Source organism: Pseudoalteromonas sp. 10-33, assembly GCF_001469195.1.
Lineage (GTDB): Bacteria > Pseudomonadota > Gammaproteobacteria > Enterobacterales > Alteromonadaceae > Pseudoalteromonas.
The window spans coordinates 160,182-186,822 of the sequence record NZ_LOFI01000026.1 but is presented as its reverse complement, the minus strand read 5'-3'; the positions used below and the strand labels follow the sequence as shown (position 1 = coordinate 186,822).

General features: G+C 39.3%; 21 protein-coding genes and 5 tRNA genes. 15 read left to right on the top strand and 11 right to left on the bottom strand.

Annotation, left to right across the window (positions count from 1 at the left end; all coding sequences use genetic code 11):
• Nucleotides 1-55: 55 nt before the first annotated feature.
• On the bottom strand, nucleotides 56-655 hold the full coding sequence (locus ATS76_RS16255; protein ID WP_058405738.1) for a Yip1 family protein: 600 nt from the start codon (nucleotides 653-655) through the stop codon (nucleotides 56-58).
• Between the two features lie 204 nt (nucleotides 656-859).
• Between ATS76_RS16255 and miaE the strand changes: the two genes are divergently transcribed.
• From miaE to ATS76_RS16240, 3 genes are all read left to right on the top strand, one after another.
• Nucleotides 860-1,618, top strand: a complete 759-nt coding sequence (gene miaE, locus ATS76_RS16250) for a tRNA isopentenyl-2-thiomethyl-A-37 hydroxylase MiaE (RefSeq protein WP_058552897.1) — start codon at nucleotides 860-862, stop codon at nucleotides 1,616-1,618.
• Between the two features lie 165 nt (nucleotides 1,619-1,783).
• Nucleotides 1,784-4,012, top strand: a complete 2,229-nt coding sequence (locus tag ATS76_RS16245; protein WP_058552896.1) for an EAL domain-containing protein — start codon at nucleotides 1,784-1,786, stop codon at nucleotides 4,010-4,012.
• Nucleotides 3,999-5,912, top strand: coding sequence for a sensor histidine kinase (locus ATS76_RS16240; RefSeq protein WP_058552895.1), 1,914 nt, complete (start codon nucleotides 3,999-4,001; stop codon nucleotides 5,910-5,912). Before ATS76_RS16245 ends, ATS76_RS16240 begins: the two co-directional genes overlap by 14 nt.
• A 74-nt stretch (nucleotides 5,913-5,986) precedes the next feature.
• On the opposite strand, the gene ATS76_RS16235 is transcribed toward ATS76_RS16240, so the two are convergent.
• On the bottom strand, nucleotides 5,987-6,724 hold the full coding sequence (locus tag ATS76_RS16235) for a UDP-2,3-diacylglucosamine diphosphatase (RefSeq protein WP_058552944.1): 738 nt from the start codon (nucleotides 6,722-6,724) through the stop codon (nucleotides 5,987-5,989).
• Between the two features lie 90 nt (nucleotides 6,725-6,814).
• Complete coding sequence (locus ATS76_RS16230) at nucleotides 6,815-7,306, bottom strand: peptidylprolyl isomerase (RefSeq protein ID WP_058552894.1); 492 nt, start codon at nucleotides 7,304-7,306, stop codon at nucleotides 6,815-6,817.
• A gap of 132 nt (nucleotides 7,307-7,438) precedes the next feature.
• On the opposite strand from ATS76_RS16230, the gene cysS reads away from it, so the two are divergent.
• Complete coding sequence (cysS, locus tag ATS76_RS16225) at nucleotides 7,439-8,818, top strand: cysteine--tRNA ligase (RefSeq protein ID WP_058552893.1); 1,380 nt, start codon at nucleotides 7,439-7,441, stop codon at nucleotides 8,816-8,818.
• A 61-nt stretch (nucleotides 8,819-8,879) separates the two neighbouring features.
• Here the strand turns inward: cysS and folD are convergent, their stop codons facing one another.
• Nucleotides 8,880-9,734 (bottom strand): bifunctional methylenetetrahydrofolate dehydrogenase/methenyltetrahydrofolate cyclohydrolase FolD, encoded by an 855-nt coding sequence (folD, locus tag ATS76_RS16220; RefSeq protein ID WP_058552892.1) that lies wholly within the window; start codon nucleotides 9,732-9,734, stop codon nucleotides 8,880-8,882.
• 349 nt (nucleotides 9,735-10,083) lie between these two features.
• Here folD and ATS76_RS16215 point away from each other — a divergent pair.
• The 11 genes from ATS76_RS16215 (at nucleotide 10,084) to ATS76_RS16165 (ending at nucleotide 19,558) form a co-directional block, all read left to right on the top strand.
• Nucleotides 10,084-10,160: transfer RNA gene (locus tag ATS76_RS16215), tRNA-Pro, on the top strand.
• 58 nt (nucleotides 10,161-10,218) lie between these two features.
• A tRNA-Arg gene (locus ATS76_RS16210) sits at nucleotides 10,219-10,295 on the top strand.
• 23 nt (nucleotides 10,296-10,318) lie between these two features.
• A tRNA-His gene (locus tag ATS76_RS16205) sits at nucleotides 10,319-10,394 on the top strand.
• A gap of 13 nt (nucleotides 10,395-10,407) precedes the next feature.
• Nucleotides 10,408-10,484 (top strand) — tRNA-Pro (locus tag ATS76_RS16200).
• A gap of 70 nt (nucleotides 10,485-10,554) precedes the next feature.
• Nucleotides 10,555-10,631 (top strand) — tRNA-Pro (locus tag ATS76_RS16195).
• 356 nt (nucleotides 10,632-10,987) lie between these two features.
• Nucleotides 10,988-12,292 (top strand): trigger factor, encoded by a 1,305-nt coding sequence (gene tig / locus ATS76_RS16190; RefSeq protein ID WP_058552891.1) that lies wholly within the window; start codon nucleotides 10,988-10,990, stop codon nucleotides 12,290-12,292.
• 165 nt (nucleotides 12,293-12,457) lie between these two features.
• A complete protein-coding gene (gene clpP, locus ATS76_RS16185) occupies nucleotides 12,458-13,075 on the top strand; it encodes an ATP-dependent Clp endopeptidase proteolytic subunit ClpP (RefSeq protein WP_008126622.1) in 618 nt (205 codons plus the stop codon).
• A 133-nt stretch (nucleotides 13,076-13,208) separates the two neighbouring features.
• Entirely contained in the window at nucleotides 13,209-14,492 is a 1,284-nt protein-coding gene (gene clpX / locus ATS76_RS16180) for an ATP-dependent protease ATP-binding subunit ClpX (RefSeq protein WP_058405730.1), read from the top strand.
• Between the two features lie 149 nt (nucleotides 14,493-14,641).
• Nucleotides 14,642-17,002 (top strand): endopeptidase La, encoded by a 2,361-nt coding sequence (lon, locus tag ATS76_RS16175; protein ID WP_058405729.1) that lies wholly within the window; start codon nucleotides 14,642-14,644, stop codon nucleotides 17,000-17,002.
• Nucleotides 17,003-17,194: 192 nt separating this feature from the next.
• Complete coding sequence (locus ATS76_RS16170; protein WP_157849304.1) at nucleotides 17,195-17,485, top strand: HU family DNA-binding protein; 291 nt, start codon at nucleotides 17,195-17,197, stop codon at nucleotides 17,483-17,485.
• 171 nt (nucleotides 17,486-17,656) lie between these two features.
• The gene (locus ATS76_RS16165; RefSeq protein WP_058552890.1) at nucleotides 17,657-19,558 is read left to right on the top strand and encodes a SurA N-terminal domain-containing protein; all 1,902 of its coding nucleotides are present in this window, start codon (nucleotides 17,657-17,659) and stop codon (nucleotides 19,556-19,558) included.
• 102 nt (nucleotides 19,559-19,660) lie between these two features.
• Here ATS76_RS16165 and ATS76_RS16160 read toward each other — a convergent pair whose 3' ends face one another.
• From ATS76_RS16160 to pspF, 7 genes are all read right to left on the bottom strand, one after another.
• Nucleotides 19,661-20,143 carry a VOC family protein gene (locus ATS76_RS16160; protein ID WP_058552889.1) on the bottom strand — a complete coding sequence of 161 codons (483 nt, stop codon included), beginning with the start codon at nucleotides 20,141-20,143 and terminating at the stop codon, nucleotides 19,661-19,663.
• Nucleotides 20,144-20,216: 73 nt separating this feature from the next.
• On the bottom strand, nucleotides 20,217-20,978 hold the full coding sequence (locus ATS76_RS16155; protein ID WP_058552888.1) for an ATP-binding cassette domain-containing protein: 762 nt from the start codon (nucleotides 20,976-20,978) through the stop codon (nucleotides 20,217-20,219).
• Nucleotides 20,978-21,970, bottom strand: coding sequence for a peptide ABC transporter ATP-binding protein (locus tag ATS76_RS16150; RefSeq protein WP_058552887.1), 993 nt, complete (start codon nucleotides 21,968-21,970; stop codon nucleotides 20,978-20,980). Before ATS76_RS16150 ends, ATS76_RS16155 begins: the two co-directional genes overlap by 1 nt.
• Complete coding sequence (locus ATS76_RS16145) at nucleotides 21,971-22,864, bottom strand: ABC transporter permease subunit (protein WP_058405724.1); 894 nt, start codon at nucleotides 22,862-22,864, stop codon at nucleotides 21,971-21,973.
• Complete coding sequence (locus ATS76_RS16140; protein WP_058552886.1) at nucleotides 22,851-23,885, bottom strand: ABC transporter permease; 1,035 nt, start codon at nucleotides 23,883-23,885, stop codon at nucleotides 22,851-22,853. Before ATS76_RS16140 ends, ATS76_RS16145 begins: the two co-directional genes overlap by 14 nt.
• Nucleotides 23,885-25,492 (bottom strand): ABC transporter substrate-binding protein, encoded by a 1,608-nt coding sequence (locus ATS76_RS16135; protein ID WP_058552943.1) that lies wholly within the window; start codon nucleotides 25,490-25,492, stop codon nucleotides 23,885-23,887. The genes ATS76_RS16140 and ATS76_RS16135 overlap by 1 nt, the downstream gene beginning before the upstream one ends.
• Nucleotides 25,493-25,507: 15 nt before the next feature.
• Entirely contained in the window at nucleotides 25,508-26,572 is a 1,065-nt protein-coding gene (gene pspF / locus ATS76_RS16130) for a phage shock protein operon transcriptional activator (protein WP_058552885.1), read from the bottom strand.
• Nucleotides 26,573-26,641 lie beyond the last annotated feature (69 nt).

The window sequence follows — 26,641 nt, the reverse complement described above, 5'->3', positions numbered from 1 at the left end:
TGTTAGCTCCTTTTTTATTGGTTGAACATACCTTAATTGGCTTGCTTAAAGCATATTATGTAAACATAGGGCTCACAATGCCGTTAGTCCAAAGAATTGCAGTAGCGGCTAAAATAATAACTAACAATATAAGCCCACAAGTCACTACTGAGCTTGCATAAATAAATCCGCGTTCTTGGGGTATGTGCATGAGTATGGGCACGCCTGTATAAAGTAAATACACTGAATACGCGAGCGCAACAATACCAGCACACACAACGAACCAAAGTACCGGCCAAAAAGCGGCAAGCGCAGACATAAACACAGGTGTTGCCGTGTAAGCAGCTAGTTCAAGAGTTTGAGTAAAGGTTGGTTTTGAGCCAAAAGTAACCGCCATCCAATGTGCTAGGTATGCAAGTGCAAATACACCGATGATAAGTGCAACATACATGGCTATCGCAATTAGTAAGGCACTGTCGTGAGTTAAAAATACGAGATCTCCAGTACCAATGCTCCAGCCCAAGTAAACGGATGAGTAATAACCCATTACTGACGGGAATAATGCGATGAGTAAAATATGTGACAAGCTATAGGTTAAACTTTCATGTCGGTTATCAATTGTTTGCCACTCTTCGAGTGGATGAGCATATAAGCCCCATAGGTGGTTTAATATCATAGTGTGTACTCCGTGTAGGAAGATATTACTGTTTTTGTTGTAGTGTGTTTTTTATACAGCTCATCTACAGTTATGAGCTACATAGTTTACAAAGTCAAGTTAACTAATTTTTAACAAATAAATGAAAGAAGGTTTGATTTAATCAACCTATTAATTCGTGTTAAAATATTTGCTCTGTAAATTTATTAGCAATGAGTATTAACCGTGCCATATAGCCAGCTTTTAGAGCCTATTCATAACTTTTTATTGTGTAAAACACCAACTGAGTGGGTAGATAAGGCAGTTGAAAAAGAAAATTTGCCAGTTATTTTGATAGATCACTTAATTTGTGAATTAAAAGCCGCTCAGTCAGCGATGTTTTTAATTCGTAAGTATGCAGTAGATAAAGAAAGCGGTGATGCACTTTTGGCTTGGTTGAAGCCATTTGAAACACTTATTTATAAACGTGAAGGTAATTGGCGCGATTTAGCAGCAAAAAATAGGCTTACAAAATCAATCATTCCTAAGTCTAGCTCGCCTTATGGACAAGACTTAATAGATAAAATGGTGTTGTTAATAAAAGAAGAGCTACATCATTTTTATCAAGTGCTAGAGATAATGGACGAGTATGGGGTTGAGTATCAAAGTATAACGCCATGTCGTTACGCAAAAGGGATGTTACGTAATGTAAAAACATTTGAGCCTAATGCACTCGTTGATAAACTAATTGTCGGGGCTTATATTGAGGCTCGCTCATGTGAGCGATTTGCAAAATTAGCACCGCATGTAGATAAACGTTTAGGTGACTTTTATATTTCATTACTAAGGTCTGAGGCGCGTCACTACCAAGATTATTTAGCCTTAGCCCAAGAAATTGCTGACTTTGATATTACAGAACGAGTAAAAGAATTTGGTGAAATTGAAGCCCAATTAATTTTATCAGCAGATGAAGATTTTAAATTTCACAGTGGTACCCCAGCATAACCCTCCTTATTACACTACTTTCATGGCTGTAATTATACAGTCATGAAGCTTAAAATTAGACGAATTTTAAACCAGCTTCTACTATATATAAAGTACTTTGGTACATACAAAAATATTAACTATATTTATAGAGTTATCAGATGTTTTTTATATAGGCGGTGTAGGATGTCCGACAGCAATAGTTTGTTTGTATTTGATGAAGAGCTGGAAATAGATGGTTCAACTCTCGTAAGAAAAATAAAGGTGCTTACCGTTGAAGACGATCTTAATTATCAGCACGCTTTAACTAATAGCTTAAAAGAAATAAAGCCTGAGGATAACTGTGAAATAGAAATACTTACGGCTAATTCGGTCTCTCAGGCTGCATTAGTGTTGAGCTTGCATCCAGATATAGCACTCACTTTTATAGATGTTGTTATGGAGGATGACGACTCAGGTCTTAGGCTTGTGAGTACCATAAGGGAAGTGATTGGTAACGCAGACATGCGTATTGTTTTGTTGACTGGTCAACCTGGATTTGCACCCGAACAGCAAATAATGAAGTCGCTAGATATAGACGAATACTGGAATAAATCGGACGTTTCGGCCGAAAAATTACAGTCAATTGTGACCAGTAATATTCGTACCTGGAAATACATTACGCAAATTTCTTCAGCCAGAAAAGGCCTTCAATTAGTATTAGATGCCTCAAGAAGCATAAACAGCAAACACGATATGCGGTCTTTTTCCAGAGCTGTTTTAGAAGAAATAAGTAATATTTTAAACGTAACTGAGGGTGGGAGCATTATGTGTTCCACTCAAAGTAATGGCGAGATTATTAAAGCGCATATTTCTACTGCTAACGGATGTTTTGATGGATTTGAAGGGAAGCTTGTTGACGAAAAGATTTTGCTTCCACAAATTTATAGTGATTTTGAACGTGCTTTAGATGAAAAAAGGCATGTTTTTTCTGAACACCACACTGTGTTTTATTTTTGCAATAAAGAGATAGCAGGCGAAAGTTACATAACTATTGTTCAGTCAGATAATGAAATATCTGAACAAAACGAGTATTTATTAAAAGTTTTTAGCGAAAATGTAAGTACGGGCTTTAGTAATATTGCCTTGCTTAATAAACTTACAGAGCTTGCGTATACTGATGTATCGTTAAACATGCATAACCGAAACTGGCTTACGCGTGAAATAAAAAATATGAACCTTCACGAGCAGTATCAAACACGTTTACTCGTTTTTGAAGTCGAACAGTTTGAAGAAAAAGCCTTTACGTTTGGTCACGACTTCTGCCAAAAACTCTTAAAAGAGGTTTACAATAATCTAATTACTATTTTTGATGGTTATTCAGCGCGTATAGCCATTATTAACAACAGTAGCTTTGGCCTACTAGTAAACGCTAATTTTGATATTTCCGACGAAATGATAGCTAGCCTTATTAGGCAAAAGTGTGTAATTACCTCCGTAAAACAATATGCTGATTTGAGAATTCTCGATTTAGCGCTAAGTACTGTTTTAAACATTATACCTGAAAAAATAATAAGCATTGCTGAATCCAGCTTAAACGATAGCCAAAGCGCTTCTTTAAAATATATTAAGCATACCCAAGAAAAAACAGAGGCACTTACCAACCGTTACAGTTTAATGGCTCGATTACGAAGAGTGATAGGGGCAGGCTCTTTGCAAGTAGCCTTACAGCCTAAAATGGACTTAGTGAACTTAACCCCTGTGGGATTTGAAGCGCTAGCACGTTGGCAGCTGGATGACGGCAGTTTTGTAAGCCCAGACATATTTATTGAACTTGCTGAAACAGCGGGATTAATTAGTGAATTAGATAGCGTTATTTTTGATAAAATAATAGATACTATTCATAAGCTCAGTGAGTTAGGCGTAAATTTATCTGTTGCCTTTAATGCATCGGCTTTTGATTTGGTAGACTCTGATTATTGTAAAAGCATTCTTGATAAATTAAATAAAGCGAATATCCCTCCTGAAATGCTTGAACTCGAAATTACAGAAACACAGGCAATCAGTAATTACGATTTAATTAGAGGATCGTTAGATCAGTTTATGGCGCTGGGTATAAAAGTAAGTATTGATGACTTTGGAACGGGTTATTCTTCTATTTCTCACATAACAGAAATACCTGCAAATACTCTTAAAATAGACAAGTGTTTTTTAAGTAATATTAATAGCAATGCCAATAACCAATATATTTTTGAAATGATAGTTAATTTAGCCAAACGATTTGAGTTTTCTATTATTGTAGAAGGTGTTGAAACGTCAGAGCAATGTGATTGGGTTAAAAAAATTGGCTGTGATGTTGCACAAGGGTATTACTTTTCAAAACCACTGTTTTTTGACGACTTAACAACATGGTTAAAGCAATATGGAAAAGTTTGATCATAAAACCTCACCAAGTTTAAATAACAAGCATATTTCTATAAAAGCACTCTTTATAGTGTTTGCCGCTAGCGCAATTGCTGTTTTGGTTTATTGGCAAGTTTACCAAGCTAGGTTAGCAGTGGTTCAAGATAACCACGATGATAAGTTATCTTTAGTGCAAACGGAGTTTGTAAAAGAATTAAGCAGTATAAAAAAATTAACGCAAGTTTTAGCAGACAACAAAAACCTAAAAAGGGGTAATAAACTCAGGTATATGTTTAGAGACCGAGAATCCATACGAAGCATAAATGATTACTTCGTTAATTTTGGGTTATTATCGCCTATTATTTCGCAAATTCGGTGGATTGATATTACCGGCAACGAACGTTTTAGAGTTGACTTTAAAAACGGTGAGGCAAAAGTTGTTGAGCAAAAAGAACTGCAAAATAAAATGTCGCGTTATTACTTTAGGCAAGGAATAGCCATTGAAGCGCCAGATTCCTTTTTATCAAAAATTGATTTAAACATGGAGCATGGTTCAATTGTTGAACCCTATGTACCCACCATGCGAGTAACCTACCGCACTAGCTCAAGTGATTATATTGTAGATGGGCTAATCATAATCAACTTTGATTTATCCGCGCTTTTTCAGCGAATTAGAAGTTACTCCTCTGACAATAATCAGGTAAACATTGTAAACAAAGAGGGGTTTTGGCTTTTTAACAATGATGAGTCTAAACAATGGGGGTTTATGCTCTCAAGGCCTGAACTTACACTGGGTAATAGCAATCCGCAGCTTTGGGAGTTAATGCTGGAGCATAAAGAAATTGCACAAAGGTATTATGATAAAAGTGTTTATACCATAGATACACTCCCGACTATTTTTTTAAAAAAGCACAACGAAACACTCAATGAGGTTATTTATATTTATATAAAAAGTAAAAATACCCTATTAACTAAAATTCAACTAACAGCACTGAGCTACGCTGGGTTGAGTGCTTTTGTACTTTTGGTTATTGGTGGCTTTATTTTGTATAGAGAACATTGCTACGCAAAAGTGCTGAGAAAGTTATTCGATGAGTTACGTGCCGAAAAATTGGAGTTAGACTCGGTTAATAATGAGTTGTCTAACACCATTAGGCAGCAGCAACTTTTACAAGACAGTTTTGTTGAAGCGCAAAAGCTATCTTCACTAGGAATGCTTGTAGCAGGCGTAGCACATGAGATGAATACACCCATTGGAGGCGCTATTATTTCGGTGACGAATGCCGAGTCTGTAATGAGGCGCCTGAATGAAGGTATTAGAACTGGGTTAACAAAATCTTTGCTTGAAAGTAGTGTTTTAAGTTTAGATGATAACTTAGGATTAGCGAAGGTTAACCTTGATAAAGCCGCCGTGCTCGTTAAAAGCTTTAAAAAAATGGCTATTGATAGAAATAATGAAGAGTTTATTGAGTGTAATATTGAGGCAATAATAAAAGAGTTGTTGATAGCCCTGAATTCACGATTAAAAACATCTAAAATTAAAATTATTACTCGGTTTGATGATGATTACACACTAAAAAGCCGACCAGGCATTATTTCACAAGTAGTAGAAAATTTAATAATGAATGCGCTTAACCATGCATTTGAAGAAAGTCAGTCTGGTGAGATTGAGATTAGGGTTTATAAAAGTAAAAAAGGTGACGTGAATATTTCTGTATCTGATACAGGTTGCGGGATTGATAAGCATCAGCAAACTGTTATTTTTGAACCTTTTCATACGTCAGCGCGCGGTAAAGGGAATATAGGGCTTGGGCTTTATATGGTCTCTCAATGGGTAACTCAAATACTGAAAGGGCAGCTGAGTTTAGACTCGGATCCACAGCGAGGTGAAAAATATAAAACGCGATTCACGATTACATTACCGGATAAATAACAAAAAATGGTTTATTACCTATGAAGCGATAAATGTTTATATTTTAAAATTCAAAAAAATTATGCTGTTTTAGTTTACATAAAAGGGGTATGAACTAGCTGTTGTCCATTAGGTGTTACGACGAGGTAAGAGCCTTGTTCGTACCAGTCACCTAAAACAGTGCGTGTAAGCGTTTGACCATTTAAAGAATACGTATGCACTTTAGGTCGGTGTGTATGGCCATGAATCATATTTTTTACATTATGATTGTCAAAGGTTTCAAGTACGGCGCTATCTACCACGTCTAATATTTCTATGGGTTTATCGGCTTGGCTCAGTTTACTTTTTTCTCGTGCGTTGCGTGCTATTTTTTTTCTGTACCATAGCGGCATCGCTAGCATTAATTTTGGCCACCACCAACCGCGGCTTTTTTTACGAAATTTTTGATATTCTACATCTTGGGTGCACATTTCATCACCATGTAAAATAACAGTAGGTGTAGCGTAAAGATCTATAACGGTTTGTTCGTCTAACAATGTCATACCTGCTAACTCTGCATACTGTTCACGAAGAATAAAGTCGCGGTTACCATGAATAAAGTAGACTGGAATGCCTGAATCACTTACCGCCTTAAGCTGTGTAGCTACATTGCGCGCTAGTTCAGTGACGTAGTCATCACCTACCCACACTTCAAAAAAATCACCTAAAATATAAAGCGCATCAACGTTCTGATTTAAAATGTTAGATTCTAAAAATTTAAAAAAAGCAGCGCTAATATCAGGTCTGTTTTCAGTTAAATGTAAATCAGCAATAAAATACGTTTTTTGAGTCATAGAGGTGTCTTTTTGATAAAAATAAAGCGGGCGCATGCATTTTGCATAAACACCCGCTGATTCTCCAACATTACGCGGGTAAACGTACTATTAGCTAACAGTAACGTTTTCGATGATCACGTCTTCAAGAGGCACGTCTTGGTGAAATCCGTTACTCCCTGTAGCTACACCTTTAATTTTTTCTACAATGTCCATGCCTTCAACTACTTCAGCAAACACACAGTAACCCCAGCCTTGTGATGTTTCGCTGCTGTGGTTTAAAAAATCGTTGTTGTTAACGTTAATAAAAAACTGTGCAGTAGCTGAATGAGGATCAGGAGTACGTGCCATTGCTAAAGTACCTACTTTATTAGATAGGCCGTTGTTAGCTTCGTTTTGAATTGGGTCGTTAACGTCTTTTTGTTCCATACCTGAAACAAAGCCACCGCCTTGAACCATAAAGCCATCGATTACACGGTGAAAAATGGTACCGTTGTAAAAACCTGCGTTTGCATACTCTAAAAAGTTTTTTACTGTTTTTGGAGCTTCTTGGTCAAACATTTTAATGGTGATGTCACCAAAATTTGTGTGTAGAACAACCATGTGGTTTCCTATATCTGGTTTAAATAGTCGCACTATTTTATCTTAGTTAGCTAAGATTAACAAAGCGCTAGAGCCCATGCTTTTCAAGTGGTAACATACATTTTCTTGATAATAGTGAAGGACACCAACTAAATGGTACAAATATACAACACACTAACACGACAAAAAGAACAATTTAACCCCATGGTCGATGGTAAAATCGACATGTACGTGTGTGGTATCACCATTTACGATTACTGTCATATTGGTCATGCGCGTACATTTGTTGGGTTTGACGTCATTGTTCGTTACCTTCGTCATATTGGTTACAATTTAAAGTACGTGCGTAATATTACCGACGTAGACGATAAAATTATTAAGCGTGCTAATGAAAATGGCGAGTCAATAAATGATTTAACACTTCGCATGACTAAAGCCATGCATGAAGATTTTGACAGCCTAAACATGCTGCGCCCTGATGTAGAGCCAACAGTAACAGGGCACATGGATGAAATTATTGAAATGGTTGAGCGCTTAATAGCAAAAGGACATGCTTATGTTGCAGCCGATGGGGACGTGTTATTTGATGTATCAACGTTTGAGCAATACGGTGCGCTTTCTCAACAAGATTTAAGTATGCTGCAATCGGGTTCGCGTGTTGAAGTGGCTCAAGATAAAGACGACCCATTGGACTTTGTTTTATGGAAAAAAGCCAAAGCCGGTGAACCATCGTGGTCATCTCCATGGGGAGAAGGACGTCCAGGTTGGCATATTGAATGTTCGGCAATGAGCTCTAAACATTTAGGTGAACATTTTGATATTCATGGTGGGGGTTCTGATTTACAGTTTCCGCACCATGAAAACGAAATTGCTCAATCGTGCTGTGCAAATAATGGTAAATACGTAAATACGTGGATCCACACTGGCATGGTACAAGTAAATAAAGAAAAAATGTCTAAATCGTTAGATAATTTTTTTACTGTTCGCGATGTGCTAAAAGAGTACGACCCTGAGTCGGTTCGCTACTTTTTAATATCAGGTCATTACCGCAGCCAACTTAATTACTCGCAAGAGAACTTAGACCAGGCTCGTTCATCACTTGAACGTATTTATACCGCTTTACGTGACGTTAAACCAATCGAGTGTGAGCTTGAGGGTAATGAGTTTGTTGCCAAATTCAGAAAAGCGATGGACGATGATTTTAATACTCCAGAGGCTTTACCTGTTATGTTTGAGCTGGCAAAAGAGTTAAATCGCGTAAAAGAAAGCGATATCACATATGCAGGTCAACTCGCGTTTATATTACGCACCCTAGGCGAAGTGCTAGGCGTCGCACAACAAGCGCCAGAAGCGTTTTTACAAGGTGGACAAGACGACAATGAGGTTGCAACAATTGAAGCGTTAATTGTAAAACGTAACGATGCCCGTGCCAATAAAAATTGGGCGGCGGCTGATGAAGCCCGTGATGCGCTTAATGCCTTAGGTGTAATACTTGAAGACTCGGCGGGTAAAACAACGTGGCGTAAGGCTTAAGACTACTCGCTTGCAATAAAAAGGGTTGCCTAATGGCAACCCTTTTTTGTTTGAATTATATTTAGCTATGATATTTTTCGCATGCTTCTAATGTATTTTCAATTAAGCTAGCCACCGTCATTGGGCCTACCCCGCCTGGAACAGGAGTAATAAAGTGAGCTTTTTGCTCCGCAACGCTGTATTCAACGTCGCCAACTAGTTTACCTGTATCTAAACGGTTTATGCCTACATCAATAACAATGGCGCCTTCTTTTACCCAATCTCCAGGGATAAACTCAGGCTTACCTACAGCTACTACAAGCAAGTCAGCACGGCGAACATGTGTTTCTAAATCTTGTGTAAATTTATGACATACCGTTGTTGTACAACCTGCTAGTAATAATTCGAGCGACATAGGGCGCCCTACAATATTGGATGCGCCAACCACAACCGCATGCATACCTTTATAACGGACACCGGTAGAATCGAGTAAAGTAATAATCCCTTTTGGCGTACAAGGACGAAGCGCAGGCATACGCTGTGCTAAACGACCTATATTGTAAGGGTGAAAGCCATCAACGTCTTTGTGTGGTGTAATGCGCTCTAAAATTTTCTCTGCGTCTAGCCCGCCAGGTAGAGGTAACTGCACTAAAATACCATCTACTTCTGCGTCATTATTTAGCTCATCAATTAAACTTAAAAGAGCATCTTCTTTTGTGTCTGCAGGTAAATCAAATGATTTTGAAATGAAACCAACTTCTTCACAGGCTTTACGCTTTGAACCAACGTAAACTTGACTTGCTGGATCAAGTCCTACAAGTACTACTGCAAGTCCGGGGGCGCGTAATCCTTTAGAGACGCGTTCACTTACGCGTTGTGCAACTGTACTACGTACTTGTTTTGCGATTGCTTTACCATCAATGATGTTTGCCGTCATGGGTGACCTTTAATTGGGGTTAATTAACTAGATACCGATACTTTAAAAATGAACGCATAATAAAAAGGGGGTATACGCTTATAAAGATAATAATAACTTTATTTTTTCATTTAATATTACCTGCGCTATTTTCGCAGAAAAGCATTGCAGCGCCAAGTTGCTTTTCATCTATATAGTACTAGAGTAATTAAATAGTTTAAATTTCAGTCTTCTATTATAATATTTAGCCATTGTGGGCTAAAAATGACCACTTGATTTGTTTTCTTAAAAAAACGTTTGACCTAACCCCGTCAAATCACTATTATGCACCCCGTTGTCAACGAGGTCACTCTTAGATAATAGTAAGTAACGGCGATTAGCGCAGTTTGGTAGCGCACTTGGTTTGGGTCCAAGGGGTCGCAGGTTCAAATCCTGCATCGCCGACCATTTTTTTATAATTTAATTATAATCGAATAGCTTATTGGTAAACTATGAAGTTTTCGATGCGCCCATAGCTCAGCTGGATAGAGCAACGCCCTTCTAAGGCGTCGGTCGAAGGTTCGAATCCTTCTGGGTGCGCCATTTGAAAACACGTAAATATAGCGGTGATTGTAGCTCAGTTGGTAGAGCCCCGGATTGTGATTCCGGTTGTCGTGGGTTCGAGCCCCATCAGTCACCCCATTTACAAGAATATCGGCGATTAGCGCAGTTTGGTAGCGCACTTGGTTTGGGTCCAAGGGGTCGCAGGTTCAAATCCTGCATCGCCGACCACTTTCTCAAAGTGGTTTTAAACACTCAGTTTAATTGTTCAGTATGAAAAAAGAAGCTTAGCCTTCAATGTCGGCGATTAGCGCAGTTTGGTAGCGCACTTGGTTTGGGTCCAAGGGGTCGCAGGTTCAAATCCTGCATCGCCGACCATTTTCTTATCGATAACTCCTCTATATTTTTTAAAATCTATTTCACTATTACAATAAATAAAACTCACTTAAACATCTGAAAACAATAGTTAGCCTGTTTTTTACTCGGTTAGGTGCTGTAGTACCCAATCTATCCCAAATAATTGCCCCCCATACTCGACTATCATAAATATTAGGTTATAATGCCGCGTCTATTGTTTAACATAGTGCCCTAAGGGCAAAGCAGCAATGGTATCTCATGGTAGCGACGGATGCTTTTAAGTGTGAAAAATCACTTAAACTTTATCAAGACTCATGCAGATCACTTTGTTTGTAAGGAAGGCGAACAGTCGCCAAAATTGAATATTGAGGTAAATCATGCAAGTTTCTGTTGAGACGACCCAAGGCCTTGAGCGCCGTATAACTATCACCGTTCCTGCAGAGAACGTTGAGACCGAAGTAAAAAAACGCCTACAACAACTGTCAAAAACACAGCGTATAGATGGTTTCCGTGCTGGTAAAGTACCTGTATCTGTAATTAACAAGCGTTTTGGCGCTGCAGTTCGTCAAGAAGTTGCTGGCGAAGTAATGCAACGTAACTACATTGAAGCAATCGTTGCTGAAAAAATTAACCCTGCTGGCGCGCCTTCATTCGCTCCTAAATCACTTGAAGCAGGTAAAGATTTAGAATTCTCAGCTACATTTGAAGTTTACCCTGAAGTTGAAGTTCAAGGTTTAGACAAAATTGCTGTTGAAAAACCAGCGGTAACAGTAACTGACGAAGACTTAGCAAACATGCTAGAAACTCTTCGTAAGCAACACGCAGCATGGGCTGAAGTTGACACAGCTGCTGGCGAAAGTGACCGTGTAACAGTTGATTTTGTAGGTACTATCGACGGTGAAGTATTTGAAGGCGGTAAAGCTGATGACTTCCCATTAGAGCTTGGCCAAGGTCGTATGATCCCAGGTTTTGAAGATAATATTGTTGGTAAAAAAGCAGGTGAAGAAGTTGTTGCAGATGTAACATTCCCTGAAGATTACCATGCTGAAAACCTTAAAGGTAAAGCAGCTCAATTCACTATCACAGTGAAAAAAGTTGAAGCACAAGAACTTCCTGAATTAAGCGAAGAGTTTGCAACTAAATTCGGTGTTACCGAAGGCGGCGTAGACGCGCTTAAAGAAGAAGTTAAAAAGAACATGACGCGTGAACTTGACCAAGCGGTTAAAGCTAACGTTAAAGACCAAGCAATTAAAGGTCTTTTAGAAAATAACGAAATTGAAGTGCCAAAAGCACTTGTTGATCAAGAAGTTGACGCACTACGTCAGCAAGCTGCTCAACGTTTTGGTGGCGACGCTAAAAACATGCCTGAGCTTCCTGCTGAATTGTTCCATGAGCAAGCTGTAACGCGTGTTAAAACTGGCCTTTTATTAGGTGAAGTGATCAAAGCTAACGACATCAAAGTTGATGATGCTAAAGTTGAAGCATTAATCGCTACAGTTGCTTCTGCATACGAAGATCCAACTGAAGTAGTAGAATACTACAAAGCAAATGATCAACTTATGCAACAAATGCGTAATGTTGCAATGGAAGAGCAAGCTGTTGAAGCTATTTTAGCTAAAGCAAATGTTTCTGACGTTGAAAAAGCGTTTGATGACATCATGAATCCGCAGCAAGGTGCTTAATAAGTCATTGACTTAAGCTCTCGCTAACGATTAAATGGCTCGTGTTACACTGTTTAAACAGCGTGCCCGGGCCATTTTTAGTTTTTGGCTCTTAATTTGCGAAAAACGATAACTATGCTTCCTTATAATAAGGATAAGTATAAGCGCATAAGGAATTAAATAAGTATGAATACTGGTATTACAGATCCCCTAAATGCATTGGTCCCTATGGTTGTTGAGCAAACACCAAAAGGTGAGCGCTCGTATGATATTTATTCGAGACTTTTAAAAGAGCGTATTATTTTTTTAACAGGCCAAGTTGAAGACAACATGGCAAACCTGATTTTAGCGCAAATGCTGTTTTTAGAATCAGAGAACCCTGATAAAGATATATTTCTATACATAAATTCACCGGGTGGTTCAGTAACTGCAGGTATGGCAATTTACGACACAATGAACTTCATCAAGCCTGATGTAAGCACCATTTGTGTAGGACAAGCAGCAAGCATGGGCGCATTTTTGCTTACAGCTGGCGCTAAAGGTAAACGTTTTTGTTTACCTAACTCACGCGTAATGATTCACCAACCTTTAGGTGGTTTCCAAGGTCAAGCTTCTGACTTTGAAATACATGCTAAAGAAATACTATCTATAAAAGATAAGCTAAATCGCTTAATGGCAGAACATACTGGTCAGCCGTTAGATGTGATTTCAAAAGATACTGATCGTGACAATTTCATGAGCGCGTCAGAAGCGGTAGAGTACGGCTTAGTTGACTCAGTATTTGCAAATCGCGATAAAAAGTAAGCGCTTGATGAGCAGGGGACCTGTTAATCACTTTTAGTTACTATGCGAAAAACAATAAATTTTGTTATAGTTAAGCGTATTGAAATAGCCACCATCAATTTTGGTGGCCAACGTAATAAGATGAGGTAGCTGAATGTCTGACACTCCTACAGACGGCGACAAAAGTAATAAATTGTTATACTGCTCTTTTTGTGGCAAGAGCCAGCACGAAGTACGCAAATTAATTGCAGGCCCTTCAGTATACGTTTGTGATGAATGTGTAGAGTTGTGTAACGATATTATCAGGGAAGAGATCAAAGACATTGCTCCTAAGCATGACTCGTCTGATAAACTACCTGTTCCAAAAGAAATTCGTAAACACCTAGACGACTACGTAATTGGCCAAGACCATGCAAAAAAAGTATTGTCTGTTGCTGTTTATAACCATTATAAACGTTTACGTAATCAATCAACCAAGCAAGATATCGAGCTTAGTAAAAGTAATATTTTGCTAATAGGCCCAACTGGTAGTGGTAAAACATTATTAGCTGAGACGTTAGCTCGTTTACTTGATGTACCATTCACAATGGCTGATGCAACAACACTTACTGAAGCAGGTTACGTAGGTGAGGATGTAGAAAACATTATTCAAAAACTATTGCAAAAATGTGATTACGATGTGGAAAAAGCACAGCGTGGCATTGTGTACATTGATGAAATAGATAAAATTTCTCGTAAGTCAGATAACCCATCAATCACGCGTGATGTATCGGGTGAAGGTGTGCAACAAGCATTACTCAAGCTGATTGAGGGGACGATTGCTTCTGTTCCGCCACAAGGTGGGCGTAAACATCCACAGCAAGAATTTTTGCAAGTAGACACTTCTAAAATATTGTTTATCTGTGGTGGTGCGTTCTCAGGGCTTGATAAAGTAATTGAGCAACGTAGCCATAAAAATACAGGTATTGGCTTTGGTGTTAGTGTTAAAGAGTCTGCAGAGGCACGGTCTTTAAGCGAAACGTTTAAAGACGTAGAACCTGAAGATTTAGTAAAATACGGTTTAATACCTGAATTTATTGGCCGTTTACCAGTAGTAGCTACACTAACAGAGCTAGATGAAGCCGCTTTGGTACAAATTCTAAGTGAGCCTAAAAATGCTATAACTAAGCAGTTCTCAGTATTGTTTGGTATGGAAGATGTAGAGCTTGAGTTCCGTGATGATGCTTTATCTGCGATTGCTCACAAAGCCATGGTACGTAAAACGGGCGCACGTGGTCTGCGTTCAATCGTAGAAGGTATTTTATTGGATACCATGTACGAACTTCCATCTATGGACGATGTGAGTAAAGTGGTGATTGACGAAACGGTAATTAAAGGTGAGTCAGACCCAATCTTGATATATGAAAATAATAATCAAGATAAAGCTGCATCTGAATAGTTTTTAAGCTATTTACATTAAAAAGGAGCCTAAGGCTCCTTTTTTTATAATTAATTTAAACGAGTCGGGGAAAATTGTTGAACTTTAATGTGGTTATCCCCATATACTTGAGTAATCTTTTAAATAAATGAAGTGCGAAGAGAAATATAATGACGCTTGAGAGAACCGACCAAGTCGAAATCCCAGTGCTAGCACTGCGCGATGTTGTGGTGTACCCACACATGGTGATCCCGCTTTTTGTAGGCCGTGAAAAATCAATAAAATGCCTAGAAGCGGCAATGGACAAAGACAAACAAATTTTCTTGGTTGCACAAAAAGATGCAACTGTAGACGAACCAGAGCAGGATGATATTTATCGCATTGGTACTATTGCCACTGTACTTCAATTATTAAAACTTCCTGACGGGACAGTGAAGGTGTTGGTAGAAGGCACCCAGCGCGCTGAGATCAAAGATTTTGTTGATAATGATGATTTTTTTGTTGCCAATGCTCAATTCATTGAATCTGATTTAATTGATGAACAAGAGCAAGATGTATTTATTCGAAGCGCAATTAGCCAATTTGAAGGTTACGTAAAGCTCAATAAAAAAATTCCACCGGAAGTACTCACTTCGGTATCAGGTATTGATGAACCTGCGCGCCTCGCTGATACAATGGCTGCGCACATGCCTTTAAAAGTACCTGAAAAACAAAAGGTGCTAGAAATTTCAAGCGTGACAGAGCGTTTGGAATACTTAATGGCGCTTATGGAAGGTGAAATCGACTTATTACAAGTTGAGAAAAAAATCCGTACCCGCGTTAAAAAGCAGATGGAAAAATCTCAGCGTGAGTATTACCTCAATGAGCAAATGAAAGCTATTCAAAAAGAGCTTGGCGAGCTTGATGATGTTCCTGATGAGTTTGAAGCGCTGAAAAAGCGTATTGAAGAATCGGGCATGTCATCAGAAGCGCAAGAAAAAGCCACGACAGAACTTAATAAACTTAAGATGATGTCGCCAATGTCTGCTGAGGCAACGGTTGTGCGTTCTTACATCGATACATTAATCAATGTGCCATGGAAAAAACGTTCAAAAGTTAAAAAAGATTTGGCTGGTGCACAAAAAATACTAGACAGTGAGCACCATGGCCTCGATAAAGTTAAAGAACGCATTTTAGAGTACCTCGCGGTACAACAACGTACCAACAAGCTTAAAGGTCCTATTCTGTGTTTAGTTGGTCCTCCTGGTGTTGGTAAAACATCACTTGGTCAGTCTATTGCGCGCTCCACTGGACGTAAATATATTCGTATGGCACTTGGTGGTGTTCGTGATGAAGCCGAAATTCGTGGCCACCGTCGAACTTACATTGGTTCTATGCCAGGTAAGTTGATTCAAAATATGACAAAAGTGGGGGTTAAAAACCCATTATTTTTATTAGATGAAATTGACAAAATGTCTTCAGACATGCGCGGCGATCCGGCTTCAGCATTGCTAGAAGTGCTCGATCCTGAACAAAACAGTCATTTTGCTGATCACTACTTAGAGGTCGATTTTGATTTATCGGATGTTATGTTTGTAGCTACTTCAAATAGCTTTAACATCCCGGGTCCTCTTTTAGACCGTATGGAAGTTATTCGTTTGTCAGGTTACACCGAAGATGAAAAGCTTAATATCGCCAAAGAGCACCTGATCACAAAGCAAGTAAAGCGTAACGGCTTAAAAGAGCATGAGATTGAAATAGACGACAGTGCCATTATCGGCATTATTCGTTATTACACCCGTGAAGCCGGTGTGCGTAATCTAGAGCGAGAAATTTCTAAGCTGTGTCGTAAGGCAGTTAAAAATATTTTAATTGAAAAAGACACCAAAACGGTGACCATCAATCAAGATAACTTAGAAGAGTATTTAGGCGTACAACGTTTTGACTATGGTAAAGCAGAAGACGGTGATCGTATTGGTCAAGTTACGGGTCTTGCTTGGACCGAGGTTGGTGGTGATTTGCTAACCATCGAATGTGCTGCCGTGCCAGGTAAAGGTAAACTGACTTACACGGGTTCACTTGGCGATGTAATGCAAGAGTCGATTCAAGCAGCAATGACCGTTGTGCGTAATCGTGCTGATACATTCCGTATTAATAGCGATTTTTACGAAAAACGCGACATACACGTTCACGTACCTGAAGGTGCAACACCAAAAGATGGTCCAAGTGCGGGGGCAGCCATGGTGACTGGTCTGGTGTCGAGCTTAACAGGTAACCCAGTTAAAGCTGATGTTGCTATGACTGGCGAAATAACGCTTCGTGGTGAAGTTTTGCCTATTGGTGGTTTAAAAGAGAAATTACTCGCGGCACACCGTGGTGGAATAAAAACCGTTATTATTCCAAAAATTAACGAGCGTGACTTAAAAGAGATACCTGAGAATGTGCTTGCAGGTCTTGATATTCACCCCGTTACATGGATTGATGAAGTACTGAAGCTTGCTTTAGTGCATCCTGTTGAGAGTTTTTCAGTCGAAACAGAAAAAAAGCAGTAAAAAACGCAAAAAAAGTGCTTTTTAGGGCTTTTCAAATCTAAACGGTATGATAAGTTAAGCACTGGTTTTCAAGCCTAGGCCTTATGTGGCCTAGGCTCAAGAAAAATATAATCATGTGAGCATTACAAGTTTGCTCTAAAATTTTCAAAAAAGTGATGTTAGTTTAAAAAACCATCGCTCTTGATAATAACAATGAAAGAGGATGATATTGTGAATAAATCTCAATTAATCGATCAAATCGCAGCTGACGCTGACATTTCTAAAGCGGCTGCAGGTCGTGCACTTGATTCATTCATCGAATCTGTATCTGGTGCGCTAAAAGACGGCGATTCAGTTGCACTTGTTGGTTTTGGTACTTTCTCAGTGCGTGAACGTGCTGCACGAGCTGGCCGTAACCCACAAACTGGTGAAACTATTCAAATTGCTGCTGCAAACATTCCAGCTTTCAAAGCCGGTAAAGCGCTTAAAGACGCAGTAAACTAATCATTTTTTTAAACAGATTAGTTATGGCGAAAGTAAAGTTACTTAATCAGCCTAACCGTTGAATTGGGTAACTTTACCGCTAGTTACTTCAAGTGAAAAAGCGTATCTGGTAAGATACGCTTTTTTTACATGTGACAAGGTATTAAACCTTGATCAAAAAGAGATAAACAAATGCTTGAGAAAATCAGAGAAGGTTCGCAAGGACCTGTAGCCAAAATAATTTTAGGCGCGGTGATTTTATCTTTTGCTTTAGCAGGGATCGGTAGTTACCTAGGTCAAACCACGGAACAACCTGTTGCTGAAGTAAACGGAGTTAAAATTAGCCAAACGGAATTTAACCGTGCGTATCAAAACGAACGTAATCGATTAGAGCAACAATTTGGTGAGTACTTTACACAAATTGCTGCAGATCCAAATTATATGGCACAAATTCGTCAAGGTGTAATTGACCGCTTAGTACAACAAGAATTGCAATCACAGCTAGCGGCAGAATTAGGCCTTCGCGTAAGCGATGACACAGTTCGTAAAACAATTTTAGAATTACCTTATTTCCAACTTGGTGATAAATTTAATAACGATCGTTATTTACAAGTAATTCGCCAAATGAACTTCCAACCGGATACATTTCGTGAGTATCTTCGCGAAGACATGACGCGTAGCCAACTAGTATCTGCGGTTGCAGGCACAGACTTTGCGCTTGAAAGCGAACTTAAAAGTGCTATTGCTCTTCAACAACAAACTCGTAGCATTGATTATTTAGTAATAAATAAAGAAGCGCTTGCAGCGAGTATTGAAGTATCAGAGCAAGAAGTTTCAGATTACTACGACCTAAACGCATCACAGTTTTTATCACCAGAGCTTATTTCTGTAAATTATGTTGAACTAAAAGCTGAGAACATCACGGTTGCTTCGGTTATGGAAGAAGATGTTAAAGCATACTACGAGCAAAATAAGGCACAATATGTTGAGCCTGAAAAACGCCGTGTATCGCATATTTTAATAGATAACAGTGAAGACGATGATGCTGCAAAAGCAAAAGTCGATGCTCTTTACGCTGAACTTCAACAAGGTGCTGACTTTGCACAGCTAGCAGAATCTTCATCTGATGACATCGTTAGCGCTGAGATGGGCGGCGATCTTGATTGGATTGAACGTGATGTAATGGACCCAGCATTTGAAGACGCAGCATTTTCACTTGAAGCGAAAGGCGACTTTTCAGAAGTGGTTACATCAGAATTTGGTTACCACATCATTAAACTTACTGATATTCAGCCACAGCAAGTTAAAGCATTTGATGACGTGAAAGCTGATCTACGCGCTGAACTAGAGCGTGCCGAGAAAATAGACGCGTTTTACGATAAGCAAACAGAAATGGGTGCAATTGCGTTTGAAATTTCAGACCGTTTAGATGATGCAGCAGAAGTTGCTGAACTAGAAGTTAAGTCAACTCCTCTTTTAGCATTAAACGCCTTACCTGAGCCGCTAAACACTCCAGCTGTAGTTGCAGCTCTTACATCAGTTGATCTACTGGAAGACAAAGTGAACTCTGAGGTTATTGAGTTAGGTGATGAGCACATTGTTATTGTGCGCATAAACGAGCATCAACCAGCGTCAACTAAACCGCTAAGTGAAGTAAGCGAGCAAATTAAAACACGCCTAGTTAATGAAAAGTCGTCTGAGCTTGCAAAAAATAAAGCGCGTAGTTTGTTTGCTGAGCTACAGTCGGGTAAGAGTTTGAACGATATTGCTACTGAACAAAGTTTAACGCTTCGTCAAGAGCCACAACTAAATCGTCAAAGCTTTGCTGTATCGCCTGCGATTGTTACTCAGGCCTTTAAAATGGCTCACCCAGCAGATACTGCAGTGGTTGATGTTGTTGATTTAAATAACGGTGATGCAGCCATTGTTGCACTTAACTCAGTAACAGATGCTGCCGTGACCGCTGACATTGACCCACAAGCTAAACAAAGTATTACAATGGCACAAGCGAACAAAAACTATATGGTATTTATAGAGTCGCTTAAAGCTAAAGCTGAGCTTAATTTACCTGTAGTTGAGCAAGCTGCTGAATAAATTAATTTAAGTTATTTAAAAGGCGCCTTGAGCGCCTTTTTTATTGTTTTGAATTCGGATGTGCTTTTACCATTGCGTAATAATACTCATCATTTTATGGGGCTAGATAGGCCTCGCAATAAATTCAATACGATTACCGCTAGGCTCTCTTATCATCATGTGTTGCGCAGGGCCTTTACCTAAATTCTCTAGTGCAAATTCTATAGTAATATTATTTTTCATTTTTAAGTGTTTGTGCAGCTTGCTTAACTTTTCAATACTTTCAACACTGAGTGCTAAATGGTGTAGGCCTACATTATCTGATCGATTAAACGCTACACGTTTTTTATCATTCTTAACTCGCCACAATGTAACGATTGTTTTTTTATTAGATAAAAAGTAAGCAGGGTAAGTCGCATCATTTCCCATCACTTTAAAACCAAGTACATCAGTAAAAAACACCTTAGATGAATCTAAATCTGAAACTGTTAAACCTAAATGATCGATTCCGCCAACCCAGTTTTTAACTTTGTTAGGGGGATCGGCAATAGCAGAAGCAGATAAGAGCAGTAGGGGAGTAATGCTAAGTAGTGTGTGTTTGAGCATGGAGTGGCCTTGTTAAAAAGCAAAAGTTAATAACAAGACCCTTCTAAAACGCACTTACATTACAAAAACTACATTAACAGCTTAATAGCCGCTGTGTTATTTTTGATTGAGGGTTATTAAATACACTTTCGGTTAAACCATATTCAACCACTTCGCCTTTATCAAGCACAATTACTTGGTCACTAATATGGCGTACTAAACTAAGGTGGTGGGTGATCATGACATACGTTAAACCTGTTTCACGTTGTAACTTAAGTAATAAATTTACTATTTGGGCACGAATAGATGGGTCTAATGATGATACAGCTTCATCAAGTACCATTACTTTAGGGTCTAAAATAAGCGCTCTGGCAAAAGCCACACGTTGTAATTGACCAACGCTGAACATATGCGGGTAATAATGTTGGTGATCAACTAATAACCCCACTTTAGAAAGTGTTGAATTTATTTTTTCTGCCCGTTCTTCTTCATCAAAGTCAGTATTATACTGCAAGCAATCATCAAGCATGTCGCCAATAGTGAGACCAGGGTTTAACGACGCTCCCGAGTCTTGAAAAATCATTCTAATGTGACGACATTGGTTATCTCGAATACCGTTGTCTTCGATTATATTGCCTTCTAATAATATTTGCCCTGAGTTAGCATTATCTGCACCAGCAAGGAGTTTTGCGAGGGTACTTTTACCCGACCCGGTTTCGCCAATTACAGCAATGGTTTCACCTTTGCCAATACAAAATGAAATATTTTTTAGTACTTCAAACTTTTTCCGTTTAAATAAACCTGCTCGCACATCAAATGTTTTAGATAGCGCTTGTACCTTAAGAGTAGGTTGCATTACTTCATCTCCTTTATGAGCGGAAAATGACATGCATAGCTGTGACCACTGTGTTTAGTTAGTGAAGGAGTTACCACACATTCTTTTTGTGCTTGTGGGCAGCGAGGTCCAAGGCGACAACCAATTGGTAAATGTTGTAAGGTTGGGATAGTGCCTTTAAGTGCATAAAAAGGTTCTTTATGTGCCAAACCTTGTTCGTAATCGGGTAAGCTTTTTAACAGGGCCTGGGTATAAGGATGGCGAGGCTGCTTAAATATTTTATGGGTAGGACCTGCCTCAACCATTTGGCCGCAATATAAAACGTGAATACCATGTGACCAATCGGCAATTTCTTCAAGCTCATGTGAAATCATTAAAATAGACATATTTTTTAGCTGATTAAGACTTTTTAATAATCTAAATACTTGTGCCCGAGTTGTACTCTCTAGCGCTGTAGTAGGCTCGTCAGCAATTAAAAGCTTAGGTGTGCGAGCAATCGCCATAGCAATCATTACCTTTTGACACACACCTTCAGAGAGCTCGTGTGGGTAGCTATCAAGTACGGCTTCATGATTTTTTATGCCAACTTTGTGAATAAGCGCCTTAACTCGGTCTTTTCGGTCTCTATTACGTTTTAAAAAGAACCCTTTGCGCGCAACTTCTGGCAGTGTTTCAGCAATTTGATTAAAAATTTTCGCCGTAGGGTCTAGGCACCGGCTTGGATCTTGGTAGATCATCGCAATGTCTTTGCTTACAGTTTGCCTGCGTTGTTCAGGAGTTAGGCGCATTAAGTCAACACCCCGCCAATGGATTCGGTCAGCGGTTATATTCCAGCGTTCATTTAAAACACCAACAATGGCTTTTGCTATAAGGCTTTTACCTGAACCAGATTCACCTACAAGCGCATGTACTTCACCTTCTTTTAAACTAAAGCTGACCCTATCTACCGCTCTTATAACGGTTTCTGAAGTACGCAGTTCAATGGTTAAGTTTCTTACATCAAGTAATTGCATTTAATCGGCCTTACGCTCTTTTAGCACTTGTCTAAGTCCATCGCCTACTAAATTGGTTGATAATACCGCTAAAAATAATAGTACCCCTGGCAAAGCAACCGTCCAAGGAGCCAAATAAATTAAGCCAAGATTTTCTGCCAGAATAGCCCCCCACTCGGTGGTAGGAGGTTGTGCACCGAGCTTTAAAAAACCCAACGCAGAAATATCTAGTATGGCCGTAGACAGTGCCATAGTAAAAATAACCACAATATGTTCGTAAATGTTGGGGAAAATACCACGAGATATAATATGCCAATTTGAAGCGCCGTCGAGCTTAAACGCGGTGATATAGTCTTTGCTCAGCTCTTCTACTATTAGGTTTCTGATTGAATGAATAAACTGGGGTAGTAACGCTAAAATAATTGCCCATACGGTATTCATTAAGCCAGGGCCAAGCACTGCGATAATAATAATAGCTAACAACAATGAGGGTATTGAAAGAGTGATATCAAGTAGGTGATTTAAAAAGCTTGAACGGATACCACGGCTAATGCCTGCAAAAGTACCGACTAATACGCCTATTATAGTCGTTAGTAACGCGGCGACCACGGATAAACCAAAGGTATAAGTTGCGCCGTTCATTAATCGCGACAACACATCACGCCCTAAATCGTCTGTTCCTAAAATAAAGCGCACGTCGCCCATTTCATGCCATGAAGGCGGAATAAGTAGTGCATCACTGTGCTGCTGGTTTACCCCATAAGGCGCTAAAAATGGTGCACTGGCAGCAAGTAAGGCAAATGCTATAAACACCCATAAACCAACAAGGGCAGGGTGGTTGTTTTTAAATTTTCGCCAAAATCGCGCAAGTGGCGATTTATTCGACTCTTCAGAAAATACTTTAAACTTTGCCATGGGCTTGGTTCCGTGAGAGTGGGTCGAATAAACTGTAAAGAAGTTCGGTTACAATGGTGGCTAAAATTACAAACAATGATACAGCCATCAAGCCGCCTTGAATGGCAGGAAAATCTCGTTGGTAAATACTGTCTATTAACCAGCGGCCAATACCAGGCCATGAAAAAATGACCTCGGTGATCATAGCAAGCGTAATCAATGTACTAAATTGCAAACCAATTTTTTTTATGACCGGTAAAAGCGCGTTACGCAGCGCGTGATGCAAAATTAACTGACGTCGGTTCAACCCTTTTGCTCGCGCTGTTTTTATGAAGTTTTGATCCATTATTTTTAACATTGACTCTCGGGTAAAACGCACAAGTACAGTTGTTGGGTACATGGCAAGTACTATGGTTGGTAATGTTAAATGATGTAATGCGTCAGTAAATGCCATGCCTTTATATGGAAAACCTGCTAACGCAATATCAATCAACATAAACCCAGTAGTTGGCGGAATTTCATAAAGAAGCCCCATTCTGCCCGACATTGGAAACCACCCCAATTTGAGAGAAAAAATCATAATTAGTAATAAAGCCAACCAAAATACAGGCATAGAATAGCCCACAATAGTCGTTGAATTAATGAGCTTATCGGGCCAGCGATTGTAATATGCTGAACCTAAAATTCCTGCAGGCACACCAATAAAAATAGACACAATAAGTGCATAAACACTAAGCTCTAGCGTTGCCGGTAATAGATCAAGAATATGCGAGAACACATTGTCGCCAGAGGCAAACGATAAGCCCCAATCGCCTTGAAAAACACGACCCAAAAAAGCGATGTATTGATTGAAGTAATTGCTGTTATATAGATACTTATCTTCTAGTTGAGTATTTTGCGAGAAGTTATTGCTTGGCACACCACTTAAATTACTTAACGGATCTCCAGGGAATAAATAAGCAAGAGAAAACGTAAATATGCTTAGCATTAATAGCATAAAAAGTAATAAACCAAGGCGGCGTAAAATATAATCAAGGATCATTACTTTTTCCTCGCATTGGCTAACGAAATAGCACCAAATGGGCCAAGTGTTATGCCTTCAACATCGGCACTACTTGCTTGAAACCGCAGGCCATGAGCAATTGGTAGTAAGGGTAATTCATCTATAATGAGCGCTTGCACATCGGCATAATATTTTTTTCGCATTAATATATCGGTGGTATCGAGTGCTTGCGCTAATAGTAAATCAAATTTTGGGTTGCACCAATTAGCGGGGTTTTTACCACTAAATGTTGCAGAGCAACTTAATAAAGGGCTAAAAAAATTATCTGGGTCGGGCGTGTCTGCGGCCCAGCCAAGTAACACGCTATCGTGGCGGTGCTCACCAATGCGTTGAATAAACGTATTCCACTCGTACTCTACAATATTTACGTTAACGCCTATTTTGCGCAAATCACTTTGCATTAGCTCAGCCATTTTACGCGCATTTGGATTATAAATACGGCTTACCGGCATAGCCCAAATGTTCATATCAAACCCATCTTTTAAGCCTGCTTCTGCAAGCAAATTTTTGGCAAGATCGGGGTCAAACAATGGCATCGATGTTTGGGCATCAAATGCCCAAGACGTGGGCGGTAACATCGACTCGGCTCGTGTTCCGTTGCCGTAATACACTGCTTGCATTATTTTATCTGTATCGATTGCATGTGCAAGCGCCTTGCGAACTCGAATATCGTCAAAAGGTGGGCGTTCTGTGTTAAAAGCCCAATAACCAACATTAAGGTTCGTTTCTTTTTCAATATTAATATCTTCACGCTGGGCTAAAATACTCAACTGAGCACTACTAGGATGAGCGGCTAAGTCGCACTCTTTAGTAAGTAGTTTTGCGATTCGGGCTGTGCCATTCGGGGTAATATCGTAAACAAGTTGTTCAAGGGCGACGTTGTGTTTCCAATAATCAGGATTACGGTAAAAGCGGACTAAATTATCTCGGCGATATTCACGATAAATATAAGGACCAGTGCCTACAGGGTATTGATCAAATAACCCTTCTTGTTCGGCTGCTTTGCGCTTCATTGCATATTCTGCGGATAAAACTACCGCAAAATCGGTTGCCATATTGGCTAAAAAGCTGCTTTCAGCATTAAATAACTCAAACCTGACTTGGTAGTCAGACACGCGAACAATTTTTCGGATGAGCTGATCAACGCCTACACTTTGAAAATAAGGGTAACTTGCATCACCCACAAAATGATAAGGGTTGTAAACGTCAAATAATCGGCTAAAGGTAAAAATAACGTCATCGGCATTAAATGTGCGTGTAGGAGTAAAGTACGCAGTCGTATGAAACGGCACGTTTTGTCGTAAAGTAAATGTGACAGACTTACCATCTTTACTTACTTTCCAATCTGTAGCGAGTTCACTTTGAAACTCTGCAGTAACCGGATCAATACTTATTAAACGGTCGTAAAGCTGATTTGCAATAATATCAATAGTTGAGCCTGTGGTTGTTACTTGTGGGTTAAACGACACAGGGTTTGCTTCGGCGCAATATACCAAGCCTTGGCTTTTTTCTTCAATAACGCGTTCTTCACTATCTAAGCAGCCAACTAAAGTGACGGCTAGTAAAGTAAGTAAAAATTTATGCACACGCATAACCTCTAACTATTGTTGATCCAACAAATTGTATTTTTTTAGATACCCACGTAATTGATGATACGTTAAACCAAGTACTTCTGCAGTTTTCTTTTGATTAAATTGGCTGTGCTCAAGCGCTTTATTAATCATATTTATTTCAAACTCATTTGAGCGCTCTTTTAAGCTACAAGGAAATTGAATATCAGCGTCTACTTTTTGCTCAGAAATACTTACAGGCGCGGCAACAGAAATAGGCTCAGCACTTACATGCTGTGGAGTTATAGGGGCTTTAATACGCGCTTTTGGCCTAAATGGACTCTCGAATGGGTCTAAAATAATCTGGTGAACGGGAATATGTTCACTGCCATGGCGATACAAACTACGCTCAACCACATTTTTAAGCTCACGAATATTTCCCGGCCAATCATACGATAAAAGTGTTTCTGTTGCGCTTCGGGTAAAGCCACTGAATAACTCCCACTCTAAATCGCGTGCCATGTTCATCGCAAACTGCTCTGCAAGCAGCATAATATCGTCTTGACGTTCACGCAGTGGAGGGAGGGTAATTACATCAAATGCTAATCGGTCCAACAAATCGCTTCTAAATTCACCTTGTTCTGCAAGATATGGTAAGTCTTCATTGGTGGCGCATACTAAGCGGGTGTCAACTTTAACAGTTTGCTTACCGCCAACGCGTTCAAACTCACCGTACTCTATAACGCGAAGAAGCTTTTCTTGTACCATGGCAGATGTATTTGCTAATTCATCCAAAAATAGCGTACCGCTGTTAGCGCGTTCAAAACGGCCTTCGTGGCGTTTACTGGCCCCGGTAAATGCACCGCTTTCATGACCAAATAATTCGCTTTCGAGCAGGTTTTCGTTCAAGGCTGCACAGTTTAGCTTTACGTAGTTTTGATCCCAACGCTTAGATAAAAAATGTAAGCGAGCAGCAATAAGCTCTTTACCTGTGCCTCGTTCGCCAATAATAAGCACCGGCTTATCTAAATTAGCGAGTTGCGATACTTGATCCAACACCGATAAAAAGCTGTCTGATTGGCCTAGTAAATTGTCTTGTTGGCGATATTGGCTCATATTCCCTAAGTCTTGGTCATTTTTACTAACTGTTAGTGTATTTCATAATTATGAATAACTAAAGTAATT

Bases quoted from the DNA above. Each gene is read 5' to 3' on its own strand.
- ATS76_RS16145 (WP_058405724.1), bottom strand. From the start codon at position 22,864: ATGGCAAAGTTTAAAGTATTTTCTGAAGAGTCGAATAAATCGCCACTT.
- ATS76_RS16150 (WP_058552887.1), bottom strand. From the start codon at position 21,970: ATGCAATTACTTGATGTAAGAAACTTAACCATTGAACTGCGTACTTCA.
- ATS76_RS16170 (WP_157849304.1), top strand. From the start codon at position 17,195: ATGAAAGAGGATGATATTGTGAATAAATCTCAATTAATCGATCAAATC.
- pspF (WP_058552885.1), bottom strand. From the start codon at position 26,572: ATGAGCCAATATCGCCAACAAGACAATTTACTAGGCCAATCAGACAGC.
- tig (WP_058552891.1), top strand. From the start codon at position 10,988: ATGCAAGTTTCTGTTGAGACGACCCAAGGCCTTGAGCGCCGTATAACT.
- ATS76_RS16240 (WP_058552895.1), top strand. From the start codon at position 3,999: ATGGAAAAGTTTGATCATAAAACCTCACCAAGTTTAAATAACAAGCAT.
- ATS76_RS16160 (WP_058552889.1), bottom strand. From the start codon at position 20,143: ATGCTCAAACACACACTACTTAGCATTACTCCCCTACTGCTCTTATCT.
- ATS76_RS16230 (WP_058552894.1), bottom strand. From the start codon at position 7,306: ATGGTTGTTCTACACACAAATTTTGGTGACATCACCATTAAAATGTTT.
- ATS76_RS16255 (WP_058405738.1), bottom strand. From the start codon at position 655: ATGATATTAAACCACCTATGGGGCTTATATGCTCATCCACTCGAAGAG.
- ATS76_RS16165 (WP_058552890.1), top strand. From the start codon at position 17,657: ATGCTTGAGAAAATCAGAGAAGGTTCGCAAGGACCTGTAGCCAAAATA.
- ATS76_RS16155 (WP_058552888.1), bottom strand. From the start codon at position 20,978: ATGCAACCTACTCTTAAGGTACAAGCGCTATCTAAAACATTTGATGTG.
- folD (WP_058552892.1), bottom strand. From the start codon at position 9,734: ATGACGGCAAACATCATTGATGGTAAAGCAATCGCAAAACAAGTACGT.
- ATS76_RS16235 (WP_058552944.1), bottom strand. From the start codon at position 6,724: ATGACTCAAAAAACGTATTTTATTGCTGATTTACATTTAACTGAAAAC.
- clpX (WP_058405730.1), top strand. From the start codon at position 13,209: ATGTCTGACACTCCTACAGACGGCGACAAAAGTAATAAATTGTTATAC.
- lon (WP_058405729.1), top strand. From the start codon at position 14,642: ATGACGCTTGAGAGAACCGACCAAGTCGAAATCCCAGTGCTAGCACTG.
- clpP (WP_008126622.1), top strand. From the start codon at position 12,458: ATGAATACTGGTATTACAGATCCCCTAAATGCATTGGTCCCTATGGTT.
- cysS (WP_058552893.1), top strand. From the start codon at position 7,439: ATGGTACAAATATACAACACACTAACACGACAAAAAGAACAATTTAAC.
- ATS76_RS16140 (WP_058552886.1), bottom strand. From the start codon at position 23,885: ATGATCCTTGATTATATTTTACGCCGCCTTGGTTTATTACTTTTTATG.
- ATS76_RS16245 (WP_058552896.1), top strand. From the start codon at position 1,784: ATGTCCGACAGCAATAGTTTGTTTGTATTTGATGAAGAGCTGGAAATA.